This window comes from Saccharospirillaceae bacterium (assembly GCA_022448365.1).
Lineage (GTDB): Bacteria > Pseudomonadota > Gammaproteobacteria > Pseudomonadales > Oceanobacteraceae > Bacterioplanoides.
On sequence record JAKVCS010000003.1, the window covers coordinates 1 to 24,636 of the forward strand.

At 47.9% G+C, this 24,636-nt stretch carries 21 protein-coding genes, 4 tRNA genes and 2 pseudogenes; 20 read left to right on the forward strand and 7 right to left on the reverse strand.

Annotated features, from left to right (window positions below):
* A tRNA-Gly gene (locus MK185_03640) sits at window positions 1–76 on the forward strand.
* Window positions 77–199: 123 nt separating this feature from the next.
* On the opposite strand, the gene MK185_03645 is transcribed toward MK185_03640, so the two are convergent.
* The gene (locus MK185_03645; protein ID MCH2039712.1) at window positions 200–613 is read right to left on the reverse strand and encodes a hypothetical protein; all 414 of its coding nucleotides are present in this window, start codon (window positions 611–613) and stop codon (window positions 200–202) included.
* Window positions 614–629: 16 nt separating this feature from the next.
* Between MK185_03645 and MK185_03650 the strand changes: the two genes are divergently transcribed.
* From MK185_03650 to queF, 3 genes are read left to right on the forward strand one after another with little or no spacing between them, the layout of a single operon-like run.
* The gene (locus tag MK185_03650) at window positions 630–1,547 is read left to right on the forward strand and encodes an ABC transporter ATP-binding protein (GenBank protein MCH2039713.1); all 918 of its coding nucleotides are present in this window, start codon (window positions 630–632) and stop codon (window positions 1,545–1,547) included.
* The gene (locus MK185_03655; protein MCH2039714.1) at window positions 1,547–2,323 is read left to right on the forward strand and encodes an ABC transporter permease; all 777 of its coding nucleotides are present in this window, start codon (window positions 1,547–1,549) and stop codon (window positions 2,321–2,323) included. Before MK185_03650 ends, MK185_03655 begins: the two co-directional genes overlap by 1 nt.
* Window positions 2,324–2,348: 25 nt before the next feature.
* On the forward strand, window positions 2,349–3,170 hold the full coding sequence (queF, locus tag MK185_03660; protein MCH2039715.1) for an NADPH-dependent 7-cyano-7-deazaguanine reductase QueF: 822 nt from the start codon (window positions 2,349–2,351) through the stop codon (window positions 3,168–3,170).
* Between the two features lie 32 nt (window positions 3,171–3,202).
* On the opposite strand, the gene MK185_03665 is transcribed toward queF, so the two are convergent.
* A complete protein-coding gene (locus MK185_03665) occupies window positions 3,203–4,591 on the reverse strand; it encodes an adenylate cyclase (protein ID MCH2039716.1) in 1,389 nt (462 codons plus the stop codon).
* 180 nt (window positions 4,592–4,771) lie between these two features.
* On the opposite strand from MK185_03665, the gene MK185_03670 reads away from it, so the two are divergent.
* The 14 genes and pseudogenes from MK185_03670 to MK185_03735 all read left to right on the forward strand — a co-directional run bounded on the left by MK185_03670 (window position 4,772) and on the right by MK185_03735 (window position 15,115).
* On the forward strand, window positions 4,772–5,338 hold the full coding sequence (locus tag MK185_03670; protein ID MCH2039717.1) for a nitroreductase: 567 nt from the start codon (window positions 4,772–4,774) through the stop codon (window positions 5,336–5,338).
* 80 nt (window positions 5,339–5,418) lie between these two features.
* Window positions 5,419–5,506, forward strand: a tRNA-Ser gene (locus MK185_03675).
* 374 nt (window positions 5,507–5,880) lie between these two features.
* A pseudogene (gene umuD / locus MK185_03680) lies at window positions 5,881–6,305 on the forward strand (translesion error-prone DNA polymerase V autoproteolytic subunit).
* Window positions 6,306–6,344: 39 nt separating this feature from the next.
* Window positions 6,345–6,860 carry an HINT domain-containing protein gene (locus MK185_03685; GenBank protein MCH2039718.1) on the forward strand — a complete coding sequence of 172 codons (516 nt, stop codon included), beginning with the start codon at window positions 6,345–6,347 and terminating at the stop codon, window positions 6,858–6,860.
* A gap of 93 nt (window positions 6,861–6,953) precedes the next feature.
* Window positions 6,954–7,484 carry a hypothetical protein gene (locus MK185_03690; protein ID MCH2039719.1) on the forward strand — a complete coding sequence of 177 codons (531 nt, stop codon included), beginning with the start codon at window positions 6,954–6,956 and terminating at the stop codon, window positions 7,482–7,484.
* 1,666 nt (window positions 7,485–9,150) lie between these two features.
* Window positions 9,151–9,702, forward strand: a pseudogene (locus tag MK185_03695) (methyl-accepting chemotaxis protein).
* A gap of 102 nt (window positions 9,703–9,804) precedes the next feature.
* Window positions 9,805–10,083 carry a CZB domain-containing protein gene (locus MK185_03700; protein MCH2039720.1) on the forward strand — a complete coding sequence of 93 codons (279 nt, stop codon included), beginning with the start codon at window positions 9,805–9,807 and terminating at the stop codon, window positions 10,081–10,083.
* 109 nt (window positions 10,084–10,192) lie between these two features.
* Window positions 10,193–11,701: a glutamate--tRNA ligase gene (gene gltX, locus MK185_03705; GenBank protein MCH2039721.1), complete on the forward strand. Its 1,509-nt coding sequence runs from the start codon at window positions 10,193–10,195 to the stop codon at window positions 11,699–11,701.
* 201 nt (window positions 11,702–11,902) lie between these two features.
* Window positions 11,903–11,978: transfer RNA gene (locus tag MK185_03710), tRNA-Ala, on the forward strand.
* Window positions 11,979–12,001: 23 nt separating this feature from the next.
* A tRNA-Glu gene (locus tag MK185_03715) sits at window positions 12,002–12,077 on the forward strand.
* Between the two features lie 94 nt (window positions 12,078–12,171).
* On the forward strand, window positions 12,172–12,738 hold the full coding sequence (locus MK185_03720) for an HAD hydrolase family protein (GenBank protein ID MCH2039722.1): 567 nt from the start codon (window positions 12,172–12,174) through the stop codon (window positions 12,736–12,738).
* Window positions 12,739–12,750: 12 nt separating this feature from the next.
* Window positions 12,751–13,764 carry an NAD-dependent epimerase gene (locus MK185_03725; GenBank protein ID MCH2039723.1) on the forward strand — a complete coding sequence of 338 codons (1,014 nt, stop codon included), beginning with the start codon at window positions 12,751–12,753 and terminating at the stop codon, window positions 13,762–13,764.
* Window positions 13,765–13,819: 55 nt separating this feature from the next.
* The gene (gene kdsB / locus MK185_03730) at window positions 13,820–14,584 is read left to right on the forward strand and encodes a 3-deoxy-manno-octulosonate cytidylyltransferase (protein MCH2039724.1); all 765 of its coding nucleotides are present in this window, start codon (window positions 13,820–13,822) and stop codon (window positions 14,582–14,584) included.
* Between the two features lie 99 nt (window positions 14,585–14,683).
* Window positions 14,684–15,115, forward strand: coding sequence for a DUF3429 domain-containing protein (locus MK185_03735; GenBank protein MCH2039725.1), 432 nt, complete (start codon window positions 14,684–14,686; stop codon window positions 15,113–15,115).
* 19 nt (window positions 15,116–15,134) lie between these two features.
* Here MK185_03735 and MK185_03740 read toward each other — a convergent pair whose 3' ends face one another.
* The 3 genes from MK185_03740 to purB form a co-directional block, all read right to left on the reverse strand.
* On the reverse strand, window positions 15,135–16,052 hold the full coding sequence (locus MK185_03740; GenBank protein MCH2039726.1) for a GNAT family N-acetyltransferase: 918 nt from the start codon (window positions 16,050–16,052) through the stop codon (window positions 15,135–15,137).
* A gap of 33 nt (window positions 16,053–16,085) precedes the next feature.
* Window positions 16,086–17,255, reverse strand: a complete 1,170-nt coding sequence (locus MK185_03745; protein ID MCH2039727.1) for a cupin domain-containing protein — start codon at window positions 17,253–17,255, stop codon at window positions 16,086–16,088.
* Window positions 17,256–17,469: 214 nt separating this feature from the next.
* A complete protein-coding gene (gene purB / locus MK185_03750; GenBank protein ID MCH2039728.1) occupies window positions 17,470–18,837 on the reverse strand; it encodes an adenylosuccinate lyase in 1,368 nt (455 codons plus the stop codon).
* 175 nt (window positions 18,838–19,012) lie between these two features.
* Between purB and MK185_03755 the strand changes: the two genes are divergently transcribed.
* Window positions 19,013–19,597 carry a VTT domain-containing protein gene (locus tag MK185_03755; GenBank protein MCH2039729.1) on the forward strand — a complete coding sequence of 195 codons (585 nt, stop codon included), beginning with the start codon at window positions 19,013–19,015 and terminating at the stop codon, window positions 19,595–19,597.
* 18 nt (window positions 19,598–19,615) lie between these two features.
* On the opposite strand, the gene MK185_03760 is transcribed toward MK185_03755, so the two are convergent.
* Window positions 19,616–20,452 carry a 6-carboxytetrahydropterin synthase gene (locus tag MK185_03760; GenBank protein ID MCH2039730.1) on the reverse strand — a complete coding sequence of 279 codons (837 nt, stop codon included), beginning with the start codon at window positions 20,450–20,452 and terminating at the stop codon, window positions 19,616–19,618.
* A gap of 191 nt (window positions 20,453–20,643) precedes the next feature.
* Here MK185_03760 and MK185_03765 point away from each other — a divergent pair, with 191 nt between their 5' ends.
* Entirely contained in the window at window positions 20,644–23,598 is a 2,955-nt protein-coding gene (locus tag MK185_03765) for a hypothetical protein (protein MCH2039731.1), read from the forward strand.
* A 62-nt stretch (window positions 23,599–23,660) separates the two neighbouring features.
* Here MK185_03765 and MK185_03770 read toward each other — a convergent pair whose 3' ends face one another.
* A complete protein-coding gene (locus MK185_03770; GenBank protein ID MCH2039732.1) occupies window positions 23,661–24,596 on the reverse strand; it encodes a nucleoside recognition family protein in 936 nt (311 codons plus the stop codon).
* Window positions 24,597–24,636 lie beyond the last annotated feature (40 nt).

Sequence of the window (24,636 nt, forward strand, 5' to 3'; positions counted from 1 at the left end):
GCGGGAATAGCTCAGTTGGTAGAGCACGACCTTGCCAAGGTCGGGGTCGCGAGTTCGAATCTCGTTTCCCGCTCCAAATCAAACCGTGTGGTTGGTTTGAGGTCGATAAAAGCTGCATTTTATGCGGCTTTTTTTGTGCCTGTTATCCTGAGACAGGATATGCGGCGCCCGAAGTTGCATCGGGCGCAAAGACTCAGTGTCATGCATCGAATTGATCGGAGTTTTGTTGCAGCAGGGCTTTGACGGCATTGCGATCGAAACTGCCGGATGACGTATCATGTTCTGCTTCCTGCTCGTCGAGTCTCTGGAATAGATCGATTTCTTCATCAGTCATAAAATGCAGGCATTCGCCACCGAAGAACCAAAGCAGATCCCGGTCAATAACGGGTGTCAGTTGCGGTTGGTGAATCAGAATGCCGATCAGCCAGTCTTGTCCGGTGCAGTAGGCTGAATCAGTGCGTTCCTTGAGTTGCTCAATCAGTTGCTGTAACTGGTGTAAAATCTCTTCTGCTATCGCACCAGGGTTCGATTCATTGGCGCGTTGCATTCGTTGTTGTACCTGACTCAGCAATAGCAGGTGATGGTTCAGGCGTTCATTTACAGGTTGATTCATAAAGGTACTTATCAAGATGGTTCCAGCGTTACAGGTGTCGGGCTTATCCAAAGTCTATGACAACGGCTTTCAGGCGTTGAAAGGCATTGATCTGACGGTAGAACAGGGCGACTTTTTCGCACTGCTTGGCCCGAACGGAGCCGGTAAGTCTACCACGCTTGGTATTGTATCGGGACTGGTTCAGAAAACGTCTGGCAGCGCCGCCATTATGGGTCATGATGTGAATACGCAGGCGTTTAACGCCAAGCGCGACCTGGGGGTGGTACCACAGGAATTTAACTTTAATCAATTCGAGAAAGTGCGCGACATTATTGTTACTCAGGCTGGATTTTTTGGCCTGAACGCCAAGCAAGCAGAGGGAAATGCAGACTACTTATTAAAGGCGCTCGATCTGTGGGATAAGCGTGAAACTCAGGCACGTATGTTATCTGGCGGTATGAAGCGTCGCTTAATGATTGCCAGGGCTTTGGTTCACAAACCGAAAGTACTGATTCTGGATGAGCCGACAGCTGGTGTTGATATTGAACTGCGCCGTTCCATGTGGGAGTTTATGCAGCAGTTAAATCAACAGGGAACCACGATTATCTTAACCACGCATTACCTGGAAGAAGCGGAGCAGTTGTGCCGCAATATTGCCATCATCAATCAGGGCGAAATTGTAAAAGCGACCAGTACTCGAGAGTTGTTAGCACAGCTGCATACAGAAACTTTTGTGTTTGATCTGGATTCAACGGTTCCGGAGAGTCTGCTTTTACCCGGCTATGACGTTTTCGTTGCGTCTCAGGACTGCATCGAGATTACCGTCGAGAAAGGACAAAGCATCAATGCCATTTTTCAGCAGTTGACAGAGGTTGGTTTGGAAGTACGCAGCATGAGAACCAAGTCCAATCGCCTCGAAGAGTTGTTTGTTAATCTGGTTCAGGAGTCAAAGTAATGTCTGTCATGCGTGTGCAGTGGGTTGCCCTGAGGGCAATTGTTACGAAAGAAATTCGTCGTTTTATGCGAATCTGGCAGCAAACGTTGGTTCCTCCGGCAATTACAATGACGTTGTATTTTATTATTTTTGGTAATCTCATCGGCTCCCGAATTGGTGACATGGGAGGCGTTGATTATATGGCGTTTATTGTGCCTGGTTTAATTATGATGAGTGTAATTACCAATGCTTATGGTAATGTTGCTTCCTCATTTTTTAGTAATAAGTTCCAACGCAGTGTCGAAGAGATGATGGTCGCTCCGGTACACCCCGGAACGATATTGTTGGGTTTTGTCGCTGGTGGTGTTGCTCGTGGCGTGTTGGTTGGTTTGATTGTCACGTTATTATCGCTCTATTTTACCCAGTTGCAGATTCATAACCTGTTCGTCGTCGTAGCGGTTATTCTGTTGTCGGCGGTGCTGTTTTCTCTGGGTGGTTTTATTAACGCGATTTTTGCGAATAAATTCGATGATATCTCCATCATTCCGACCTTTGTGATAACGCCTCTGACGTATCTTGGGGGAGTGTTTTACTCTATTGGTTTGTTACCTGAATTCTGGCAGAGCGTTTCGTTATTCAATCCTATATTGTACATGGTAAATACCTTCCGATACGGTATTTTAGGCGTCTCGGATGTGGATCTTTTGACCTCATTTATCATGTTGTTTGCATTTATTATTGTCGCAGCGCTTTACTGCATCTGGCTGATGCGTCGCGGTGTTGGTATGAGACAATAATCAGAAAATTGTTGGCAGGAAATTTATGACATCCGTTAATAGTGAGCACAATCCGCTGGGTCAGATATCCGAATATAAGGATGTGTATGATCCGACTTTGCTGTATCCCATTGCTCGTGATGAAAGTTGGAAAAGTCAGGGGCTGGACCGTTATCAGGTACCGTTCTTTGGTCTGGATATCTGGAACAGTTATGAAATTTCCTGGCTGAATCCAAAAGGTAAACCACATGTGTGTTTAGCCGAATTCCGGATCCCTGCGACGTCAGAGTTTTTGATTGAATCCAAATCCTTCAAGTTGTATCTCAACTCCTATAACCAGACCAAAGTAGCTTCTGCAGAAGAAGTCCGGGCTCGTATGGCACGAGATTTGTCGGCGGCGGCGGGTGCGCCGGTTGAGGTGATTTTTCACGCAATTGACGCCACTTTCGCTGCAGCACCCGATGCATTATGCATCGATGATGAAGACATCAGTGTCGAGAGTTACGAGTTGGATGCCTCGTTACTTAAGGTGTCGGATGGGGAGTTTGATGGCTGGTTGTGCAGCCATTTATTGAAGTCTAACTGTCCGGTTACGGGGCAACCTGATTGGGGTAGCCTCTATATCCGATACACGGGTAAGCGCATTGATATGGCCGGTTTGTTATCTTATGTGGTTTCATTGCGCCAGCATCAGGACTTCCATGAGCAGTGCGTCGAGCGCACCTTTCGCGACATTATGCTTGCCTGCAAGCCACAAGCATTAACCGTTTATGCGCGTTATGTGCGACGCGGTGGCTTGGACATTAATCCGTTTCGCAGCACAGACCCTGAAGCAACTGCAGTGAACTTTCGTCTCTCCCGCCAATAAGCAGTGCTGACACATCATGGCCTGACTTTTGGTCAGGCCACAATCTTATTGCGGATTTTAGTAGCCGCCTTTTCCAGGGCTGCGGCGACCGCATCCCGGTCTTCTTCACGGATTTTGTCCGACTCCAGATGCAGTGAAAAACCGTCAGTTTCATGATTCATAAAGCTTGGATTTGCTCCCAGGTCGCGACGGTAGTCAACGATTTGATACAGGGGCAGTGGATCACGAAAGCCTTTTACCTCAGTTGTGCCACGTTTGCGGCAGATAACCTTATCTTTCACCAGCGCATAGGTTTCATGGGAAATGAGAATTTCTCCGGGTTCGGCCTTGGATTCCAAGCGGCTGGCGAGATTCACCTCTTTACCGATAATGGTGTAGTCCATGCGGCTCTCTGTGCCGAAATTTCCAACGGTGCAATAACCCGTATTGATGCCCATGCGAATTTGCAGCGGAGCAGTCATACCAATTTCTGCCCATTGTTTTCGCAGGCGCAGCATATGACGGCGCATTTCGATTGCCATTGAAACACAGGCGATGGCATCACCTTTTGTACCTTTGCTGGAGGGGTCGCCAAAAAATATCATCATCCCGTCACCAATGAATTTATCAATGGTGCCGCCGTGTTTCAGTGCAATACGCGACATATCGGTCAGGTACTGATTCAGCAGGTCGGTGAAGGCTTCCGCCTCCATTTGCTCTGATAATGCTGAGAAGCCAACAATGTCGGAAAAGAATATAACCAGCTTTTTGCGTTGAGTTTCGAGCTTGGCCTGGCGCCTGCCTGAGAAAATAGATTGCCAAACCTGAGGTGCAACATAGCGTGAGACTTGCTGAGACAGCGCCTGGAAACGTTCGACCTGACCCTGAAATTTGAGTTTCAACCGCATCAGGTCACGGGCTTGTCGATTGCTGTTAAATGCTGAAATAGCCAAATGCATGCCGACACCCAGTGCCGCAGTAATAAATACCGGGTCTGGTATGGGTGCCGCTTTGTGATAACCGAACATCAGCAGGCCGGCAGCACCGCCGGACACTAATGAGATGACGCAAAAAGCCCAGGCGGTAACACTGCCAACGATAATAAAGCTGGTATTGATCATGATCAGAAACAATACCACCAGCTGAATCGGCAGGTGCAGGTAGGCGAGAAAAATACCACACAGTACAGCATCACCATGAATCATAAACTGGCGTGTTGAATAGGCGTGTCGTTTACGAAAGGGGCGACTGATGACATGAATCAGGTGAGGGTAGAGCAGGGCAATGATAACAACGCCAAATGCGTTTGTACTGTAGTGACCCTGAATGATGCCCACCAGTGTTGTAACCACGGCAACACTGTAGCCCATGATGCGGGCGAGATAGTCTTGCTTAGGCAGAGTTGTCTCTGAAAATTGAGCCGTTTCTTGCGGGTCAAACATTGTCAGAACCTGAATCGTTGTAGTTATTGGTCGGCGCTGGCAGAGCTGAGGCGGCGAATCTGTACATCTATATACCCAGAATTGTCGTCAGCGGCAAGTCATTGACTCTTAAGTCAGGCTGCTATGTCGTTGATGTCAGGATACAATAGCGACATTTCAGAATTATTGAGCGGTAACTATATGGAAGCCTTGCAAAATATCTTACAACGGGTCTCTGCGCCGCAGCTTACCGGCCCTGATGTTACAGCCGACCAGCTGGAGACTCTTATTCAGGCTGCTCTGAGGGCACCGGACCACGCCTGGCTGAGGCCCAGTCGATATATCTCAGTGCAAGGGGAAAGTCGTGTCGCGCTAGGTGAGGTGTTTTATCAGGCAACACCCAATCGCGAGCAATTGTCGCCGGAAAAGCAACGCAAGATCCGTAATATGGCATTGCGCGCGCCACTGGTGTTAATCGCGGTAACAAAAATCGTTGAGCATCCAAAGGTGCCAAGAGAAGAATTGTTGCTCTCCACTGGGGCGGGTATTCAGAATATTCTGAGCGCTGCCTGGGCGATGGGGCTGGGTGCGATCTGGCGTACTGGTGATCTGGCGTATAACGCTGAGGTGAAGCAAGGGCTTGGTTTAGCAAATGATGAAGAAATTGTGGGCTTTATTTACATCGGTCAGGTGAATTGTAAGCTGAAACAACCGCCAGAGCTTAAAAGCACTGACTTCTTAACCAGCTGGGAAGGAAAAAGCGAATAAAAACAAAGAATTAGAGAAATGGTGTTGACCTTAACGCAATCACTGCGTATAGTTCGCGGCCTCTGACGTTAAGTCAGCTTGGTGAGGTGTCCGAGTGGCCGAAGGAGCACGCCTGGAAAGTGTGTATACCGAAAGGTATCGAGGGTTCGAATCCCTCCCTCACCGCCACTAATTCAAAAGCCCTGATTTATCAGGGCTTTTTTATGTCTGTTAAAAATCCATCCCCCAATCTATCCCCATTTTAGATTTTGTTATTTTTTGTGTATCTGACGCTTCGGAGCAAATCAGTACCACAGTACACTTTTGGGGATAATTGGGTTGTCGTTAATTTCGGCACTTACGCTTGGTTATTCTTAGTTGAATGACTCTCGGCTCTACGCCGCTTGCTCTGCACCTGCGCTCATACTTTTCTACTTCGAACCATAGATACCCCGCAATGCTGATTAGCATAAATTCCATTCTTGACCTCATTTGGCTCTTGTCGATATCTAATTGGATATAGTTCTGTATAGATAAGCAGTATTCGAGCTAAGTAAGTATTTATGGTCTTGTCTGTATTGGATCGGGCAGATTCTCTGTCTGTGTATAATGTGCCGTTTTATGTATCGCATGTATCGGCGGGATTTCCGTCGCCTGCTACCGACTACATTGAAACGACGTTGGGCTTGAACGAGTTGTGCATCCAGCAGCCACTTACTTTGTGAGAGTCCAGGGCGACTCTATGGTGAATGCCGGGATAGAGGATGGTGATATTTTGGTTGTTGATCGTTCTCTGGAAGCGGGTCATGCCGATATCGTGATTGCTGGCTGGAATGGAGAGCTAACCTGTAAACGCCTTGAGTTGCGCCGAGTGCCTCAGCTGGTAGCGTGTAATCCTGCTTACCCGCCGATAATTATCCCTAAAGATGAAGCATTGGACGTGTTTGGGGTTGTAGTCAGTGTGGTTCGGAACTTTAAGCGTCACTGATGTTTGCTTTGGTTGCAATAAATTCTATGCGATCAGGTTCTGGCTAAAAACGTTGCCACCGGAGAGCAGGGTTATAAGCCGGTCGAGCAGTTATTTATTATTCAGGATCGCCCACTGTATGAACTCATTCTGGAAAACTCAGAATCAGGTGAGCGTGAATGTATCGAAGGGACGGATGATCATCCGATCTGGGTAAAAGACTTTGGCTGGCTGGACAGTATTAACCTGGTGCCGGGCTTAGAAGTTGAGCGACGGGACGGCAAGACACTTACGGTTGTTGACTTTAAGTACCTGAATAAAGTTGAGACAACCTATAACTTAGAAGTCAGTGATTGGCATACCTATTATGCGGGTGATGCTGGGTTGTTGGTTTATAATTGTGATGAGAAAATTACAAGTACTGCAAAAAATACTTCAAAGTCTCTAGAGAAGAACAACCAAAAGAATATTGTTACCAATGAAGCTACAGATTCATTTTCTGATAGATTGTTAGAGCGCGATCTTAATCAAGGTACCGATGCTAGGGGGAATGTAAACTACACCAAGGTGGTCTGACTTATACCAAGTATAATAGCAAAACAGGATCTGTCACTTTTGGCCGGAATGAGGGTGGTAGACAAACACATAAAATTGGGATAGGGGATGGATATGTACGAAATACTAGGTGAAAAAAAGCAGACAATTAAAAACTACTTATCCCGTCATTTTGAGATGGAAAAAGATATTTTAGATGGTGTATTTAAAGATAGTGTTACTAGTTTGGCATTTGATCGAGGCGCTATTGATTTGGCTGGTTTCTCGAAGTTAGTAAGTCGATTTGGGGAAACTAAACTGCAGATCCTTTTGCTAGAAGGGGGCGAAGACTGGCTTTATGAAGTTTCGTTAGACGACGTAGAAAGTTTTATGCTGAAAGAAACATTTGTTTGTGAAAAAACATTTGTTTTTTCCAGGAACGCCGGGATATTTTTGGCATATTCATATGAATATTGGTTCAGCGTTATAGGTATAGAGATTGAAAGTGATGTTGATAGTGCTAGGGATCTGATTTCTGAGACTATGGACGTTGTTCCAAAGGAGATTGCTATCAAGGAGATTGCTTCTGAAATCGGGTTTAATAGTGGCAGCGAAAAACAACGATTTATCCGAAAGCTAGATGATAGTTACCCACTTAGTGTATGATTCCATATCTGATAGTCGTGTCGGCAAAGGTGTATGAGGGAGATCGATTTACATCGAAAGTTCATATATACGCTAGTTTTTTTGATTTCATTTTCTTTGTTATTTTTGGTTTGAATAATTTTTTTTGATGTAAGTTCGTATCTTTTCCAAGGAGTTGTACATAACCTTTTTTTGTATTTCTTATGTTGTGTGATTTCGATAATTCTTTACCAAATACCGTTTCGATATTTTGCGTGATGCTTTTTAGCCCTGAGGTGATGTCTGTCTGATTCCTTGTCGATTTTTACAGAAAATGAAAATTCTGGCTATGGGTTTGGTTCTACCTTCGCTTAGATAGTTGCAGATGGGGTTTCCGACGTACAGTCCGATGTTGCTGGTGCTGCTTTTACTTTTCTCAGTGATTTGAAGAAGAAGCATCCTAACGTTGACCATTTACCTCCTGTGCTTTTGGATTTGAAGCCACAAACATGGAAGAACTTTCACCCAGGAGGGCAGCAGAGCATTATCGTCATCTTACTCTTGAAGCGCGTGCAAATGGGTCTCCTCTTACTGCAAATAGATACAGGGCATTATATCTTGAATAATTGTCTTCGGCTGAACCCAGGAATAAATCTGGCATCAATGCACGGTGGATACAAACTGTAGACTCTAGGCTTGTCACTGGTGAAGGGCTTTTGGTTAGCTTGCAAAAGCTTTAGGTGCTCCAGGGAGTCGGCCAACTTTTGCGATACATCGTTCATGGGATCTTCCAGTAGAGAGCTGCCTTGATGTCAAATATAGGTTTTAGTGTTTCGTCAGGTGTTGGTTATAGGTTTTAGTACTTATCCTTGTTTGAAATCCCCGTTTTTACTGGGAATCACTCGACATTCCAACTGCCAGAGCAAGAAGTGCACGGGTAGTAGAGGGGAGAGCTGCCGGCTGCTTAGGCAAGTAGCATAAAACCCAAATTCAGGATAGGCGTAGGGAGCGAATGCTTGGGTCAGCAGGCCAGATCCTATTTTCTGGTTCTTGAGGGCTTCCAGTAGGTGCCATATACCGTGTCTGGGAAGAATCAGCTCTTGCGCGTAGCGTACTTTATGGCCCGCTGCGATTGGTAGCTTGTCGATGAATGAGGAGCGCAAAACTCAGTTAAAAGAGCATTGTCGTAATCTTCAATCTGACTTCAGAGTTTTATCGAGAAACTGATTTTTTAGACGGCTGCGTGTTTTCCTCGGGTGCTTCAAAGTCAAGCATTTCACAAACCAATCCAGCCATAGACAGGGACTCATTAGGTATCCAGCGGCCGTGATGCTTCTTGATCATGGATGTATCAGAGCGCCCCAGTTGCCTTGCCACACATTCCATAGGTACGTAACGGCTCAGGTATTGGGATGAAAACTTGTGGCGCATTTGGTCGTTCAGTGTATCCGAAATACTCCTAATTCTTTTTTCTTATCCGGCAAAGCTCAGAATCTTTCCTATATTTAATTCTGTTAGTGCATAAAGAATCTCTGGAGGCTGTGTGTTTTTCTCTAATAAAAAGTCTAATGAACCGTCTGCTCAGGTGGTTGCGCTGGAGCGCAGAATTGAACAGTTGGAACGCGACAACGAGTTACTGCGTAAAGTGAAGGATGTGGCCGATATGCGCAGTCTCTACAGCCTGAATCAATATACGCATATGGAGGACATGCGCAATTTATGGTTCTCGTCCAACGAGACGATCGATCAGATCCGCAATACGTTGGCTGAATCTGCCACGAATCTCACCGAGGAAAACTCTCAGATTGAAGATTCACTTCACGAAGTTGGTGATATCAGTTCGACCCTGGGAGGGTTGACTGAGCAGCTGTCGGGTATCCGGGAGAAATCCTCAGATGCTTCAGAGGCCGTTGGCGGATTGAAAAGCGTTGCCAGTGGTATCGAGAACTTCGTTGGCCTTATCCAGGGGATTTCTGAGCAGACAAACCTGCTGGCACTGAATGCGGCCATCGAGGCGGCTCGTGCTGGTGAGCAGGGCCGCGGTTTTGCAGTGGTAGCTGATGAGGTGAGAACTCTGGCTCAGCGAACGGCCGAGGCAACCGCGGAAATCGGAGCGCTGATTTCTACCATTAGCGGAGAAGTTGATCGGGTGTCGTCCGGGATTACGTCGGTGGGTGATCAGGGCACATATTTGGCGGCTGAGGTGCAAAAGGTTTCAGACCATATTCAGGCGCTCGGGGATGTGTCCAGGCGTGTGTCGCAAAGTTTTTCGTACACCGCAGCGGAGAGTTTCCTTGAAACGGTGAAGCTGGATCATGTTGTCTGGAAATCTCAGGTGTATAACCGTATCTGGAGTAACGATGTGGGTTCGATCGAAGGCATGGGCGACCACACCAGTTGTCGCCTTGGTCAGTGGTATTCTGAGGGGATTGGCTATGAAAAATATCGCCACCTTAGCTCATACTCGCGTTTGGAAGATCCGCATCGTGAAGTTCATGAAAGTGGCTTTAAAGCCCTTGAATGCTTCAAAAATCATGATGAAAGTAAAGCCATCCAACACTTACAACGGATGGAGAGCGCCAGCTCGCGGGTGATCGATATCATCAGTGGCATGGAAGTTGAGATTCGCCAATCTGCCTGACAGCAGTGCTTCATCCGATAAATCAGAACGCAGCAAAACGCTGCGTTTTTTTATTGTGCTTCTTTCTTTATAATCGCGACGTTTTCAATCCTAACCAGAGATATCCATTATGACGGTTCGCACCCGCGTTGCACCTTCTCCAACCGGTGATCCTCACGTAGGCACAGCTTACATCGCATTATTTAACCTGGCTTTTGCACGCCAGCATGGCGGTCAGTTCGTCTTACGTATAGAAGATACCGACCAGGCACGCAGCACGCCCGAGTCTGAACAAGCGATTATGGATAGCCTTAACTGGTTGGGTATGGATTGGGATGAAGGCCCTGATTGTGGCGGTGACTTTGGTCCGTACCGTCAGAGTGAGCGTAAAGCTATCTATCTCGAACACGTCGATAAGTTGCTTGAGAGCGGGCATGCGTTTAAGTGTTACCGCACCACCGATGAGCTGGATGCATTACGTACAGAGCGCCAGGAGTCTGGCAACAGCATGGCGTTGAAGCCTTCCGATCTGAAGTTATCTGATGAAGAGGTGGCCGCACGAGAAGCCGCCGGCGCGCCTTTTGTGGTTCGCATGATGGTGCCGGAAGAGGGTGTATGTGAAGTAACGGATATGTTGCGCGGTGTAATTGAGCTGGATTGGTCTCAGGTTGATGCTCAGATTCTGCTGAAATCCGATGGCATGCCGACGTATCATCTGGCAAACGTTGTGGATGATCATCTTATGCAGATTACTCATGTAATCCGTGGAGAGGAGTGGATCAGCTCTGCCCCTAAACATAAGTTGTTGTATCAGTACTTTGGTTGGGACATGCCGGCGTTGTGCCATATGCCGCTGTTGCGTAACCCGGATAAGTCGAAGCTGAGCAAGCGTAAAAACCCGACGTCGATTATGTTTTATGAGCGTATGGGCTTTATGCCAGAGGCGGTATTGAATTACCTCGGTCGCATGGGTTGGTCGATGCCGGATGAACGTGAGAAGTTCTCGCGTGATGAAATGTTCGGTAATTTTGATATTCAGCGAGTGTCTCTGGGTGGCCCGGTATTTGATGTTGAAAAATTGCGTTGGCTGAACAGTTTATGGTTGCGTGATCTTGACGTCGATGCGTTTGCTCAGCGATTTGCCGCATGGGGTCTGCAGCCTGAGAAAGTGAATCCGATCATTCCTCATATTCAACCGCGCGTGGAAGTATTCTCAGACGTTGCACCGCTCGCAGGACATTTCCTGGCAGGTCTGCAGGTTCTCACGAAGGAGCAGTTTGAACATAAAGCGTATGACGAAGATAAGATGCTGGCGACTGTTCAATATGGTTTGTGGCAGCTTGAAGCGATTCGTCAATGGGAAAAAGAAGAAATCGAAAAGCGTCTGTTTGCTCTGGCAAAACAGTTGGAACTGAAAGTGCGCGATTTCCTGTATCCGTTCTTTATGGCCATTGCTGGCACGTCCGCCACCATTTCGGTGCTTGATACCATGGCGTTGCTCGGACCGGATATGAGTCGTGCACGGGTGCGTCACGCACTTGATACCCTTGGTGGTGTTGGTAAGAAAAAGATGAAAAAGATGGAAAAGGAGTATCGCTCAATTTCGGCTGCGATCGAGGCTGAGATAGCAGGGGCCTGAGTGCTTTGTGCCTGACCGGAAAGCCCGCATTACTAGCGGGCTTTTTTATTTTTGTTTTTATGGTTTGAGCTGTCGGATTTCTGCACAAATTACGTTGTTATGCCGTAAGTTGTTGTTTTAGAGAATTTTTTTAAGGGGAATGGAAAAAATAGTGTTGACAGTATAGGAGCTGAAACGTAATATACGCCCACGTTTTGAGACGGGGCCTTAGCTCAGCTGGGAGAGCGCAACACTGGCAGTGTTGAGGTCAGCGGTTCGATCCCGCTAGGCTCCACCAAATCTCATTATGTTTGTCTTAGTGTCCCCATCGTCTAGAGGCCTAGGACACCGCCCTTTCACGGCGGTAACAGGGGTTCGAATCCCCTTGGGGATGCCATTTCTTTTCCGGTTCTCGGAATGCTTAAAGCCAAATGATAAATCCTGAGGAATCAGGTTACAATTGCCTGAGTAACTACTGTTCAGGTGGAATTATGGTTCATCTTCCAAATGTAATAAAAGAAAAAGCACGTGCGGTTAAGCTTGTCGTGTTTGATGTTGATGGCGTTTTAACAGACGGTACGCTGAGTTACTCAGCCACTGGTGAAGAAGTAAAACACTTTAATGTTAAAGACGGTGTTGGCATCAAGTTGTTGGGTGAATATGACGTCGTTACGGCCATTATTTCTGCTAAGGATTCTGCACCTCTCAAAAAACGTGTTGCTGACCTGGGAGTGGGGCACTTTTATCCGGGCTGCAAAGACAAATGGTCACAATTATCCTCCTTATTGGACGAGCTTTGGTTTACCCCCGAAGAAGTCTGTTACGTCGGTGATGATGTTATCGACCTTAAGGTTATGAAGCGTATTGGCCTGAGCGTTGCTCCTAAAGATGCCTTTTGGTTGGTGAGAGACCATGCGGATCTGATCACCGAAGTCAAAGGTGGTAAGGGGGTCGCCCGTGAAGTTGCAGATATTATTCTTGGTAGCAGGATGCCTCTCGATGAGGCTTATATAAAAGCCATGCTGCCAGAGTTTGAAAAACAAAAATCAGACAATTAATTCGGATAGATCATGAAAATATTGGTTACGGGTGCGGCAGGGTTTATTGGTTCATTTACCAGTAAGCAGTTTGTCGAACAGGGGCATGAAGTCGTTGGTATTGATAATCTCAATGACTATTATGATGTGTCTTTAAAGGAGTCTCGCCTGGATTGGTTGGCAGAACTGAATGGTTTTCAGTTTGTAAAAGCTGAACTGGCCGATCGCGATCAGGTTGAGGCTATTTTTGCTGAGCATCAATTTGATCGTGTCGTGCATTTAGCAGCCCAGGCCGGCGTGCGGTATTCGATCGAAAATCCACACGCATACGTTGATAGTAATCTTGTTGGCTTTGTTAATATCCTGGAAGGCTGCCGCAATCATAAGGTACAGCATTTAGTGTATGCCTCTTCCAGTTCCGTTTATGGCCTGAATACCGACATACCTTATTCAACTGCCGATCGTGTTGATCACCCGGTATCGTTGTACGCTGCAACAAAAAAGTCGAATGAGTTAATGGCTCATACGTACTCGCACCTCTACGGTGTGCCAACCACGGGATTGCGTTTTTTCACCGTGTACGGACCTTGGGGGCGGCCGGATATGGCGTATTTTGGTTTCACTAAGAAGATTCTCAGTGGCGAATCTATCGACGTCTATAACCATGGGAAAATGCAGCGCGACTTCACTTATATCGATGATATTGTTGAAGGTGTTACTCGTATCACTGAGAAAATTCCAGCGGGCGCGGGCGCTGATTGGACGCCGGAATCGGGGGATAGCAGCCGCAGTTCAGCGCCCTATAAAATTTACAATATTGGTAACCATAATACCGTGCAATTGGGTGAATTTATTCAGACCATTGAAGATGTTCTTGGCGTTGAGGCCGACAAAAATTACATGGAGATGCAGGCGGGTGACGTTGTTCGCACGTATGCCAATGTTGATGATCTGATTGAAGATGTCGAATTTGCCCCCAATACACCGTTAAAGGATGGTATTGAGAAATTTGCTGTCTGGTATCGAGATTATTACGGCGCTCAATAGTAGCCAATGATGAGGTTGCATCTCAGCGAGGCAGCTTGTATCGAAAGGGAAAGAAATGTCCGAATATAAAATTGTAATTCCGGCGCGTTATGCGTCATCGCGTTTGCCGGGTAAGCCGCTTCTTGAGTTGGCTGGCAAGACCATGATTCAACATGTTTACGAAAGAGCGCTGGAGACCGGCGTGAAAGACATCGTGATTGCCACTGATAACGAGAGAATTCAGCGGGAGGCTGTTTCATTTGGTGCTGAGGTGGTTATGACCTCACCAGACCATGACAATGGCACTGAGCGTATTGCGGAAGTTGCTGACATTAAGGGCTGGGGAGACGATGTTGTTATCGTCAATCTTCAGGGTGATGAACCACTGATTCCGCAGGAATTAGTCGAAAAGACAGCCCAGAGCCTGATTGATTATCCGCAGGCTGGTATGAGTTCTGTGTGTACTCCGTTGTCCGGGAGTCGCGATGCTTTTGATCCGAATGTTGTTAAAGTCGTTTTAGATAAGGATCAGTTCGCGATGTATTTCAGTCGTGCCAGCATCCCATGGGATCGTGACGGCTATAAGGATGGAACGGATGAAATGACGACCAAGATGCCAGTGTTTCGTCATATTGGCATGTACGGTTACCGCGTTTCATTTTTGCGGCAGTATCAGAAAATGGCAGTGTGCGCGCTTGAAACGACTGAGGCGCTCGAGCAATTGCGGGCACTTTGGTATGGCGTGAAAATTCATATGTCAATTATTGACGAGCCTCCGGGTCATGGCATTGATACGCCAGAAGATGTTGAGCGGGTAGAAGCTTTGCTGATGGACCGCTAATCAATATTGATCACCGCAGATAAATAAAAAGCCATAACGGAGCACCGTCATGGCTTTTTTGTTTTATATTTAGAAAGAATACTAAAAAAGGAACTGCCGATGATGAAGTCTTTGAGTTTATCTGAACGTTTGGGATATGCGGGTCTGATCCCGTTTGTATCCATTGGTCTTGCCGTGGGAATTGGTATTGAAGGGGCTGCAGAACTGTTCAAACTCTATTCGGTTCTGATTCTCGCTTTTATGGCGGGGGGCTGTTGGGGAGTGGAGCAGGCGAACCCGGAAAAAATTGACAACACATTGTTGGCATTATCGATCGGTGCTTTTCTCTGGGGAACCATAGCCTATTTTCTACCGATTAACGTTGCGGTGTTAATGTTATCGGTTGGCTTTGTGTTGCTGTTGTGGATTGAAGCCAACCCACTGTTTAAAACTGCGTACGAAGCATCTTATAAAAAATTGAGACTGATACTGACGTCCGTTGTGCTTGCGATGCACGTCTTTGTGTTTCTTTCAACGAATTACAGCGCATAAATGGCCGGTTGTGCGGCGCTTACAAGTGTATTCGCCGTGCTTCGCGGGTTGGTCGTGCACTGGTCCAAAGTTCTGTGAATTGCTCCTTGTAACGGCTGGTAGTTGAGCGGTCGTTAAAACACGCCTTTACGTCACTGCCACTGGCTAATAAATAACCATACGGTTCAAACAGTGCGCCGTTCATTTTTAAGCCACTGTGTACTTTAAGTTCAATACGGCTGCTTACTCTGGACGCCAGCTGAATCAGTGGATGATCGTTAATACCAGCATACTCTGAATCAATGAGTATCTGGATGTGTCGCTTTGTTGAGCTGCGAATAAAGCGCTTTATAGAGTCAAGCGAACTGCTCGACGACCACATGGGGTGTTGCAGATCATTAATCATGAGGACAATGGTCTTGGGACGATTTTGGCAGCCGATCTGAAACAGCCCCTCAATCGCTGCGTTGTTTTGATAGGTGTAAACCTGAGAGTCTTCACCGAGTTTAAAGTCATGACTGACACTGTGGTCGCGGCCAAGTATTTTGGTCATGGTCAGGTGGGGAATGGCTGCATCCCAGAAAAACTCAACTTCGGGAGTAAATCCATTTCGCAGGTAAAAATTAAAGGCCTGAGCTTGTACTGATGCTTTAAGCATTCGACCGCCCATTTCTCTTTGGTAGTAATCGCCCATCGTTTTGATCAGGCGCGATCCCCAGTGTTGATCGCGATGCTCGGCCAATACTGCCATACGGCCAAAATACCCATCGGCAAATAAGCGGGCACACCCGACCGGACGCTTTCCATCCATCGCCATAAAGTGCACGGCGTTACTATCTTTGTCGTCCCATTCTTCTTCAACCGGGACGCCTTGCTCTTCGACAAACACCCGCTGACGAATGTCTCGCAGGATATCTCTTTGTACTCGATCCGCCCAGTCGGCGATTTTTACTTCCACGTTGTCATACCTTGTATCTGTCGCGACCATCACTCAATCTTCAGTGTATAACAATTGTTGTCGGAATAGCGTGGTCAACAGGTTCCTTGCCTCTTGAGTGACTGCATGCCGCAAGATGGCTTCAATATTTATCGCATTGGCGTCGCACAGTTGTTCAATCAATGGCAGCTCGCTGGCTGCCATTATCAGAGACTGACCTTGATAGAAAAACTCGACGGCATGACTAGCCTTGCCGAAAGCGAAGCGGGCAAATTCGGATTTGCGCAACTGGCCGCTGGTGTTTAACTGTCGTTCAATATCGGACCAGCTAAGTTCATCAATGCTCTCAGGACGATGCTCCGGGTACTTGGCTTCCGTCATTAGTTTGCCAAGAATACGCTGACAAACAGTCTCATCCGCCAGGGCAGAATTGAGGGTGTTTCTCAGTCGTTCAGCCGCATTGCTGTCGATTTCACTGCTATGTTTTTGCACGCCTAGATCGGGGTCCTGATAGCGCTTGTCTTCGCTGGCACTCACCAGAACCTCATCCAGTGCAGCCTGTGCCAGTTCGAGCTGGGAAGGTGCGCGAAATCCGATAGAGTAGGTCATGCACTCACCCCTTGCGACTCCGTGATGAGCAAACAGGGGTGGCAGATACAGCATGTCGCCTGGGTTTAATACCCAGCAATCGGTCTCATTGAACTCTTCTAGAATCCGTATTTTGGGGCCTTCGATGAACGGACTATGCTCCGAGCATAGTTGGCCAACTGACCATTCACGCTGACCTTCTGCCTGGAGTAAGAACACATCGTACTGATCGTAATGTGGGCCAACATTGCCACCGTCTACTGCATAACTGATCATCAGGTCGTCAATGCGCCACGAGGGAATAAAACGAAAGTGCTCCAGCAGATCAGCTGCCTCTGGAATCCATTGGTCGACACCCTGAATCAGTAGTGTCCATTTATCGTCTGGCAGTAAGCGGAAGTCTTCCTCGGTGAACGGGCCGCATTTGAGTTGCCATGGCCCACCGTCACTATCGTTTGCAATCCCGTCTTCAATAATCAAGCGGGACTCAATTTCCTGCTCCAGACTCAGGCCAGCTAATTCGTCGGCAGGCATAAGTGGCTCGAACTCGGGCCAGGCGTTGCGGATTAATACAGGTTTTTTCTGCCAGTAATCACGCAGGAATTGTTCGACGGATAAATGACCTAGTACGTGCATAGGGTGCGCCTTTCGGGAGTCTGAATTCTGCGGAATGTAAGACTAACAGCTGGTTGATTGTTCTAACGCGGCACCATGAGGGTTGCTCGGGTGTCTGAGTCTGTTGAAGGACTAAAGATCCGATGGTACAACGCATGGCCAGTTGATAGTCAGGGGTTATCTCAATAAAAAAGCCCTGACGAATCAGGGCTTTCGGTGGTTCAGAGGCAAATACTTAAACGGCTTTTGCCTGAGCCGCAGCATTACCAATGTAAGCCGCTGGTGTCATGGCATTCAGCTCGTCTTTCACGGCTTGTGGCAGTTCGAGGCTGGCAATAAACTCGCCCATTGCGTCCTGCGTAATGGCTTTGCCACGAGTGAACGCTTTCAGCTTTTCGTATGGCTGTTCGATGCCGTAACGACGCATAACCGTTTGTATCGGTTCTGCCAATACTTCCCAGGCGTTATTGAGATCTTCGGCCAGGCGCTGCTCATTAACTTCCAGCTTGCTGATGCCTTTCATGGTAGCGGCATATGCAATCAGACTGTAGCCAGCACCAACACCCATATTACGAAGCACGGTGGAGTCAGTCAGATCCCGCTGCCAGCGAGAAACAGGCAGCTTCTGAGCCATATGAGCCAGAACAGCGTTCGCCAGTCCCAGGTTACCCTCAGAGTTTTCGAAATCAATCGGGTTAACCTTGTGTGGCATGGTCGAGGAACCCACTTCTCCGGCAATCGTCTTCTGTTTGAAGTAACCGTTAGAAATGTAAGCCCAGATATCACGATCGAAGTCGATCAGGATGGTGTTGAAGCGAGCAATTGCATCAAACAGTTCAGCGATATAATCGTGAGGTTCGATCTGAGTCGTGTACGGGTTCCAGTTAATGCCTAAAGAGGTAACGAACTCTTCAGCATTGGCTTGCCAGTCAATATCCGGGTAGGCCGAGATGTGAGCGTTATAGTTGCCGACAGCACCGTTGATTTTGCCCAGCATCTGAACGCCTTCGATCTGTTTGATCTGACGCTCCAGGCGAGCAACCACGTTCGCCATCTCTTTGCCCAGAGTTGAGGGAGATGCGGTTTGGCCATGGGTGCGAGACAACATTGGCAATTCTGCGTAGTCGTGTGCCAGGGCGCGAATGGCGTTAGCAATATCTTGCATGGCCGGTAACAGAACATCATCACGACCGGCACGCAGCATGATAGCGTGAGACAGATTGTTGATGTCTTCTGAGGTGCAAGCGAAGTGAACAAATTCGTTCACCTTGTTCAGCTCGTCATTGCCTGCGAATTTTTCTTTAATAAAGTACTCAACCGCTTTTACATCGTGGTTGGTTGTCGCTTCGATGTCTTTGATACGCTGAGCGTCTGCCTCGCTAAAATCGCTAACGATGGCGTCCAGTTGAGCTTGAGTGTCGGTGCTGAAAGCGGGCACTTCGGAAATGGCTTCGTGCGCAGCCAGGCGCTGTAACCAGCGGATTTCAACTTCAACACGGGCACGGATCAGACCGTATTCAGAAAAAATCGGACGCAGTGCAGCAGTTTTGCTGCCGTAGCGACCATCAATTGGAGAAATTGCTGTTAACGCAGACAGTTCCAGTGGGGTGGACATACGTACTCTCGACGAGGCTGTGAATGAAAAGGCGCAAGATTCTAACGGATTTTTGTCTCAAACTCAGCAATTACGGGAAAATTCTTGGTCGTCAATTTGTCACACGGAAAAGTTAAAATGGCGTGCTAATTTCGATACAACCTTCAATAGCGACAATTAACACATGCTTGAATCCCTATTAACTTATTACGATCATCCAGCCTGGTTGATTCTGATTGTCATTATTTCAACCTTTATGCTGGAGGACCTTGCAATCATCGGTGCTGCACTGCTGGCGGCCAGTGGAAAGCTGTCGCCGGAAGTTGCCTTCGGGGCAACTTGTATCGGCATGTTTATTGGTGATAGTGCGCTGTATTTATTTGGCCGTGCCGCTCACTTCTCACCCTGGTTGGCAAAGCGTTTTCAGCACGACATGATTCAGCGTCAGATCAGGCCGCTCCAGCGAGCGCCCTGGCATCAATTGGCACTGATACGGTGCATGCCGGGGTTACGGACCTTTGGATATATTGCTTGTGGCTTGGCAAAGGTTCCAGGATGGACGTTCACAATCGCTAACGTCGTCTCAATTTGGGTGTGGGCGACGGTAATATATGCTGTGGCTTATGTGTTTGGTAAGCAATATGCCGATTCCATGGCGGAGTGGTTGTGGTGGTTGCTACCGGTGGCAGCGGTTGTCTTTATCGCCGGGCAGCGTAAGCTGCGCCAGAATATGGAACAGGATGGCGCTGCTTATGCTGACAGCCATTGACCGATTAGTCTGGTGTTTTTAAGCCAGGGCAATCGCGCCTTTATTCACGCCTTCGAATGCCTGAGCTTTAACAGCCGCACTCGGGTGTTGTAATTTGATTGCTGCAGCCAGGTGGCTGGCAATAAATTCAACCGTAGTGTCTGTTGTCATCAGGTAGCATTGGGATTCCGGCATCCACAGCTCGAATTCGCCTTGTTGCGCCTGATATCGATAGTGAATAACACCGTCTTTTTGGCTGACGATGTCTTCTGTGCTGCCCAGATAAATATCGGCCCATTGCTGCGACCAATATTGCTCCAGCTGTTGTGAACGCTGTCCGTTGAGAAAGAGTTTGATGCGTGAGCGATGGCCATGGGCAATGCGCTGGCAGTTGCCGTCGTGCTTCTTCAGACCGTGGCTGTAATGGTAGTAGTCACCACTGATGGCTTCTGGCTCAAAACTCAGGTTCAGTTGCTCGACATTGACCGGGAAGAAAGGACGCAACTGCTCCCGACACCACTGGGCCAGAGATGCCGCGGTAATTTCTTTGGCGTCGACCAATGCAACCGCCTGACGTGGTGCCTTCATGCGCAGAGTCTTTCCGTCGCCGTATTCCCAGGTTAAATCTATCCGGTCGGCATTCAGCGTGTATTGCAGCTGTGAACTCTGAGTGGGGAGTAATAAGCGGTGATCAATATCATCATCCAGCCAGTTACGCAGTACCTTTTTAACGACGCCAAAGTCACAAATCATTCCCTGATCGTCGAGTACGCCATCAAGCAGGGCAGATGCCCACCAGGTCTCACCCACCATGCCACGATTGGCATCCAGGTAGCTGAAATCGACATTGGTTAATTGATCAACAAATAATTGCATAAGGCCTCCGGAAAGCGGCGGGCATTCTAGCGAAAAAGCCGTCAGGCTGCACGGTTTGCAGTGCGCATTGAAAACAGGGATTTACTAATCCTTACCAAACACCCAGCTTTAAACCCTGTTATGATAGCCGATCAAAATTTTGTGGTCCGGAGCTTGTGGCTCTGACCGGTTACCAGATGGTTCAGGGGTCTATGAACAGATTTACTTTGGCGCCAGTTGTGGTGTCAGTGGTTTTGGCGAGTGTTGCCGGGTGCAGTGATAACGATAACAACTCCGGTTCAAGCAGCAATGCGACAGTGACGGTACATTCTAACCAAGGCGACATTGCTTATGGTCTGATTCGTTCTCAGGTTATCGGTGAATCCGGATTGCCAAGTACGGATTTTGAACAGCAGCCAAATGTGGTTGCTGTGGCGGCGGCTGAAAACGGCGAGGCCAGAGTCAGTATTCCGAACGATGAAGTACATCAGTTTCAATTAGTCAGCCGTGTCGCCGATTCATCTCGTGATGTTAATGCCACGTCACGCAAGTGTCAGTTGGTGGATGGTTGTAACGGCATCGAGTTTGGCAGTCGCTATGCGCCAGGCGATATGTCATGGCGGGCGGTCGCATATGACCTGGGTAACAACGAGAACATCTATGTAACCCCGTTTACTGAACTGGCTGCTGAGTTAGCAATGCAGCGCGTGTTTGTAGAAACTTATCAGGAAACCAGTGGCAGTCGGACTGGTGTTTGGGATACAACCGGATTCCACTCGCCATATTCGGTTGTTCAGTCTGTATCTCAGGTAAATCAATTGATGGGCGTTGATGATATTCAGAGCTGTGCCCCAGCGGATCTGACACGTCTTGATGCGCTCAGTGTGCCATCTAATTGCAGTTTGGCAGTGTCGGTCAGGTATGGTGCCTTACTCGCGGCCTGGCAAAAAATGAATCTGGATGCGCTACAAGCCAATCCCTCTGCAGAGCCATTAGCCACTAAAATTGCTAAAGAGCTGGTGACCAATAATGGTCAAATGTTGCAGTCGGGTAGCCTCGCGGGTTACAGCATTGCGCTTGATAGTCTTTATGAATCAGCCAAGAACAATCTTGAAAAAGCACCTGTAAACAACGCTGATGTGAAAGCAGCAGTTAATGAAACGGTACTGGCTCTCGCAGGAAATATCGCCAGTTTCCGTGAAAATGCCGGGATGCCAACTCAAATTAATCCCGGCTCCCTTTCCTCTTTGTTGGGAGAGAGTGTGGCTGCGGATATGCAGCTGGGGATTGAACGCAGTAAGAAGTTTTTACAAAATTTGCGGGATAATCAGGCCGACTTTTTTAACGGTGGTGAGGCATTTAAAAAGCGCCTGGAAGATTATCGTGACAAGCTAAAAGCCGTTGGCGATGAACATCAGGACAGTTTCAACAAAATTGTCGATGCTTTTGTAAAAACCAAACAACTTTACATCGAGTGTTTAGAAGGGAATTGCACGACCCATGATGGTGAGGAAGGCTGGGAGTGGTTGACTGCAGCCGATTTCAGTAACAATGTCTTAACCATCAATTCCGGTGAAGTGACGGTCAGTCAGGCCATTGCTGATATTAACCTGACGGACAGCATTACCGATCCGGTTTCGTCTCAGGCAATTGATCTGTTGATTAAGGGCACGTATCAGATTGGTGGTGTGACTTTTACACTGGAGCATACCTATGAAGACACTGACACCAAGGCCGACATAATTTCACCTTCAGGGATTCGAATTTATTACGCCGATTCCGTTGCTGCGATACAACCCGCTGCAGAGGAGTTGGCTTATGAACTGCGCTGGGCCGATTTTAATTTCTACGCCAACAAGGGCGAGGACGATGAAGTAGAAGTGGAGGGCACCTACTCTCAGTTCTATTTTGGTGTGAAAAATCCAGATGATGCTAACGACGAACGTCGTTATAACATTCAAAGTGTGGCTTTGAGTGGGCGTATCTCCGATAAAATTGATGGCGAAGATAGTGTTGACGATGAGATAACCGAACTGGTTGTGTCTGCTCGATCGAACAACGCAGATGAGTTTTATCCGGAGACAACATTCGCCCCATTCAGTGGTTTTCTTGAAGAGCGTACCAATCCTGCCTATCCCAAGGGTAACACTCAGGCCGGTCTGGTAAGTTATCAGTTTGGTACTGAAACAGTGTCGGGCCAGCAAGCTGAGTATTTCGACTTTGTTGTGCCATTAGCTGATTCTTACCGCTACCGCTTCCATCAGGAGCGCACGATTACCGATAGTCGTGATCTCGACAGTGATGGTGACACAGGCGATACCGTTACGATTCACGATTTTGAGCGTTGTACTTTAACCTTGGATAGCGCCGGCCGCAGCGTCAAAAGTTGCGATCCCAAGCAGCGAATACTTGGTGCACGCAATGTTCAGCAGTCGCTCAATGACCTTTGGGAAATCGGTGTCTTCTCTCGCATTCAGGTGGCTAACAGAGGTACATACTTCGTAACCTGGCCCGCCTCTCAAGACAGTAACCAATGTTTGAAGCTGGATGCTCTTGATGACTCCGGTGCCGAACTCAGCGGTACGCTCTATGAGCAAGCGGTTCTCGGTCTCAACACCATGCGTTTTGCTGCTGAGGTCATGTTGGATGACAATACCTCAGAAAGCGAAGATCCAAACACACTACTCGATGTGTCGCTAACGCTGACCACCAAAGAGCGCTATCAGGTGACGGCCGTGTTGTCCCACGACTACGAGCGTGACACGGCAGGTAATGTGTCAACCGCGATTGGTTCAGGTCTTGATCGGATATCGGTGGTTTATAACACAACTAACGAACTGGCAGATTCTGGCAGTGTTGCCATCTTCCAGGATGGTCTGAGTCTGAACGTGGAAGGCGATAGCGATGACCCGCAACCTGCAGAAATTGTTGCTGCTGTACAAAATGCCAATAACTCAATCCAGTTGCCTTACAAATTCATCACCAATAATGATGGTCAATACGAACGCTGCGTCACGGCTAATCAGGCTGAGTTCCCAAACACCAGCACTTTGGAGGATGCGATTATTCCGATCAATTATCGCGGTGTTGTGTATGGTCGTATTCGCAAAGAGAACGATATTTGGGTTGTTCGCTTTGTTAACGGGGAGTTCCAGACTTTGATGTAAGACAAGGTCCGGATGGTTGAAAAGCCGCACATCGTTGCGGCTTTTTTGTTGCTTTTGTGTTGTCAGGCAAACAGTAGTGTATGACAAATCACCCGGAAGACAATGCCGAGCAGGGCGCCATATATGGCAGGTCGGGCAACCGCAGAAACCCGTTTCCCGGCGGCGATTAAAATTGCGACACCAGCAACATCGAGGGGGCACAGTAACAGACCAGCAAGGAGATTGACGTCGCGGTGGTCGATGATCCCCTGGTTAAAACTTTCAACCGCAAGCCCCATCATTGCCGTACCGCCAGCAACGTATTTGGTAATTGCAAGGATTAATGTTTCAGAGGGATAGCCCAATATCGATAGCAAAGGGCTGATAAGTTGTTCGATCCATTGGATTGCCCCTGTCAGAGTAAATAACTTGACCGCAACCAAGGCGACCACGAGAAGAGGCAGGGCGCCCATGGCGATGTCCCACGCGTCCTGACCGGCTTTGCGAATAACGACCAGTAAATTGTCTCTCCCGTCGCTCTGTTGTTGCAGTTCAGCTGCCAGTGTTTCCGAGTCGTTGAGATTTTTACCGAACAGGTAAAACGTAACACTGGAAGCAATAAGTCCTCCCGCGATCGCAATCGCCATCGTGGCTGGGATATTAAGGCCTATTGAGGCCATTGGAAATACGACATTGGCTTGTGCCAATGCCAGAACCATCGCGAATGTTGCAGCGATGTGCCTGTCTGAGGCACCGCCTCTGGCCATCATTGCAAGAGTCGCGATAGGCGCAGCAAAGCTCACCATAAGTACCTGAATCATGGCGAAAATGCCCATGCCGTTGAGACCGAATGGACGGAGTACTGGGGTAAGGATCGTCACTATTTTCTGTAGCATACCGTTTGCTTCCAGCCAGCGCATGAGGCTGAGCATCACGATCATAATTGGCAATAAAACGAAGAGGGCCAGTTCGACAGCTGAGCGCCCGGATGACAGAACGAGAGTTGTGATTTCTTGCATTAATCAGGGGAACCTGAGTCCAAATAGTGGAAGGTACCCC

Coding starts and splice junctions, on each gene's coding strand:
- MK185_03650 (MCH2039713.1), top strand. CDS start 630: ATGGTTCCAGCGTTACAGGTGTCGGGCTTATCCAAAGTCTATGACAAC.
- MK185_03765 (MCH2039731.1), top strand. CDS start 20,644: ATGAACAGATTTACTTTGGCGCCAGTTGTGGTGTCAGTGGTTTTGGCG.
- MK185_03735 (MCH2039725.1), top strand. CDS start 14,684: ATGATGAAGTCTTTGAGTTTATCTGAACGTTTGGGATATGCGGGTCTG.
- kdsB (MCH2039724.1), top strand. CDS start 13,820: ATGTCCGAATATAAAATTGTAATTCCGGCGCGTTATGCGTCATCGCGT.
- MK185_03670 (MCH2039717.1), top strand. CDS start 4,772: ATGGAAGCCTTGCAAAATATCTTACAACGGGTCTCTGCGCCGCAGCTT.
- MK185_03690 (MCH2039719.1), top strand. CDS start 6,954: ATGTACGAAATACTAGGTGAAAAAAAGCAGACAATTAAAAACTACTTA.
- MK185_03770 (MCH2039732.1), bottom strand. CDS start 24,596: ATGCAAGAAATCACAACTCTCGTTCTGTCATCCGGGCGCTCAGCTGTC.
- MK185_03720 (MCH2039722.1), top strand. CDS start 12,172: ATGGTTCATCTTCCAAATGTAATAAAAGAAAAAGCACGTGCGGTTAAG.
- gltX (MCH2039721.1), top strand. CDS start 10,193: ATGACGGTTCGCACCCGCGTTGCACCTTCTCCAACCGGTGATCCTCAC.
- MK185_03725 (MCH2039723.1), top strand. CDS start 12,751: ATGAAAATATTGGTTACGGGTGCGGCAGGGTTTATTGGTTCATTTACC.
- MK185_03755 (MCH2039729.1), top strand. CDS start 19,013: ATGCTTGAATCCCTATTAACTTATTACGATCATCCAGCCTGGTTGATT.
- MK185_03745 (MCH2039727.1), bottom strand. CDS start 17,255: ATGCACGTACTAGGTCATTTATCCGTCGAACAATTCCTGCGTGATTAC.
- MK185_03760 (MCH2039730.1), bottom strand. CDS start 20,452: ATGCAATTATTTGTTGATCAATTAACCAATGTCGATTTCAGCTACCTG.
- MK185_03665 (MCH2039716.1), bottom strand. CDS start 4,591: ATGTTTGACCCGCAAGAAACGGCTCAATTTTCAGAGACAACTCTGCCT.
- queF (MCH2039715.1), top strand. CDS start 2,349: ATGACATCCGTTAATAGTGAGCACAATCCGCTGGGTCAGATATCCGAA.
- MK185_03655 (MCH2039714.1), top strand. CDS start 1,547: ATGTCTGTCATGCGTGTGCAGTGGGTTGCCCTGAGGGCAATTGTTACG.
- MK185_03645 (MCH2039712.1), bottom strand. CDS start 613: ATGAATCAACCTGTAAATGAACGCCTGAACCATCACCTGCTATTGCTG.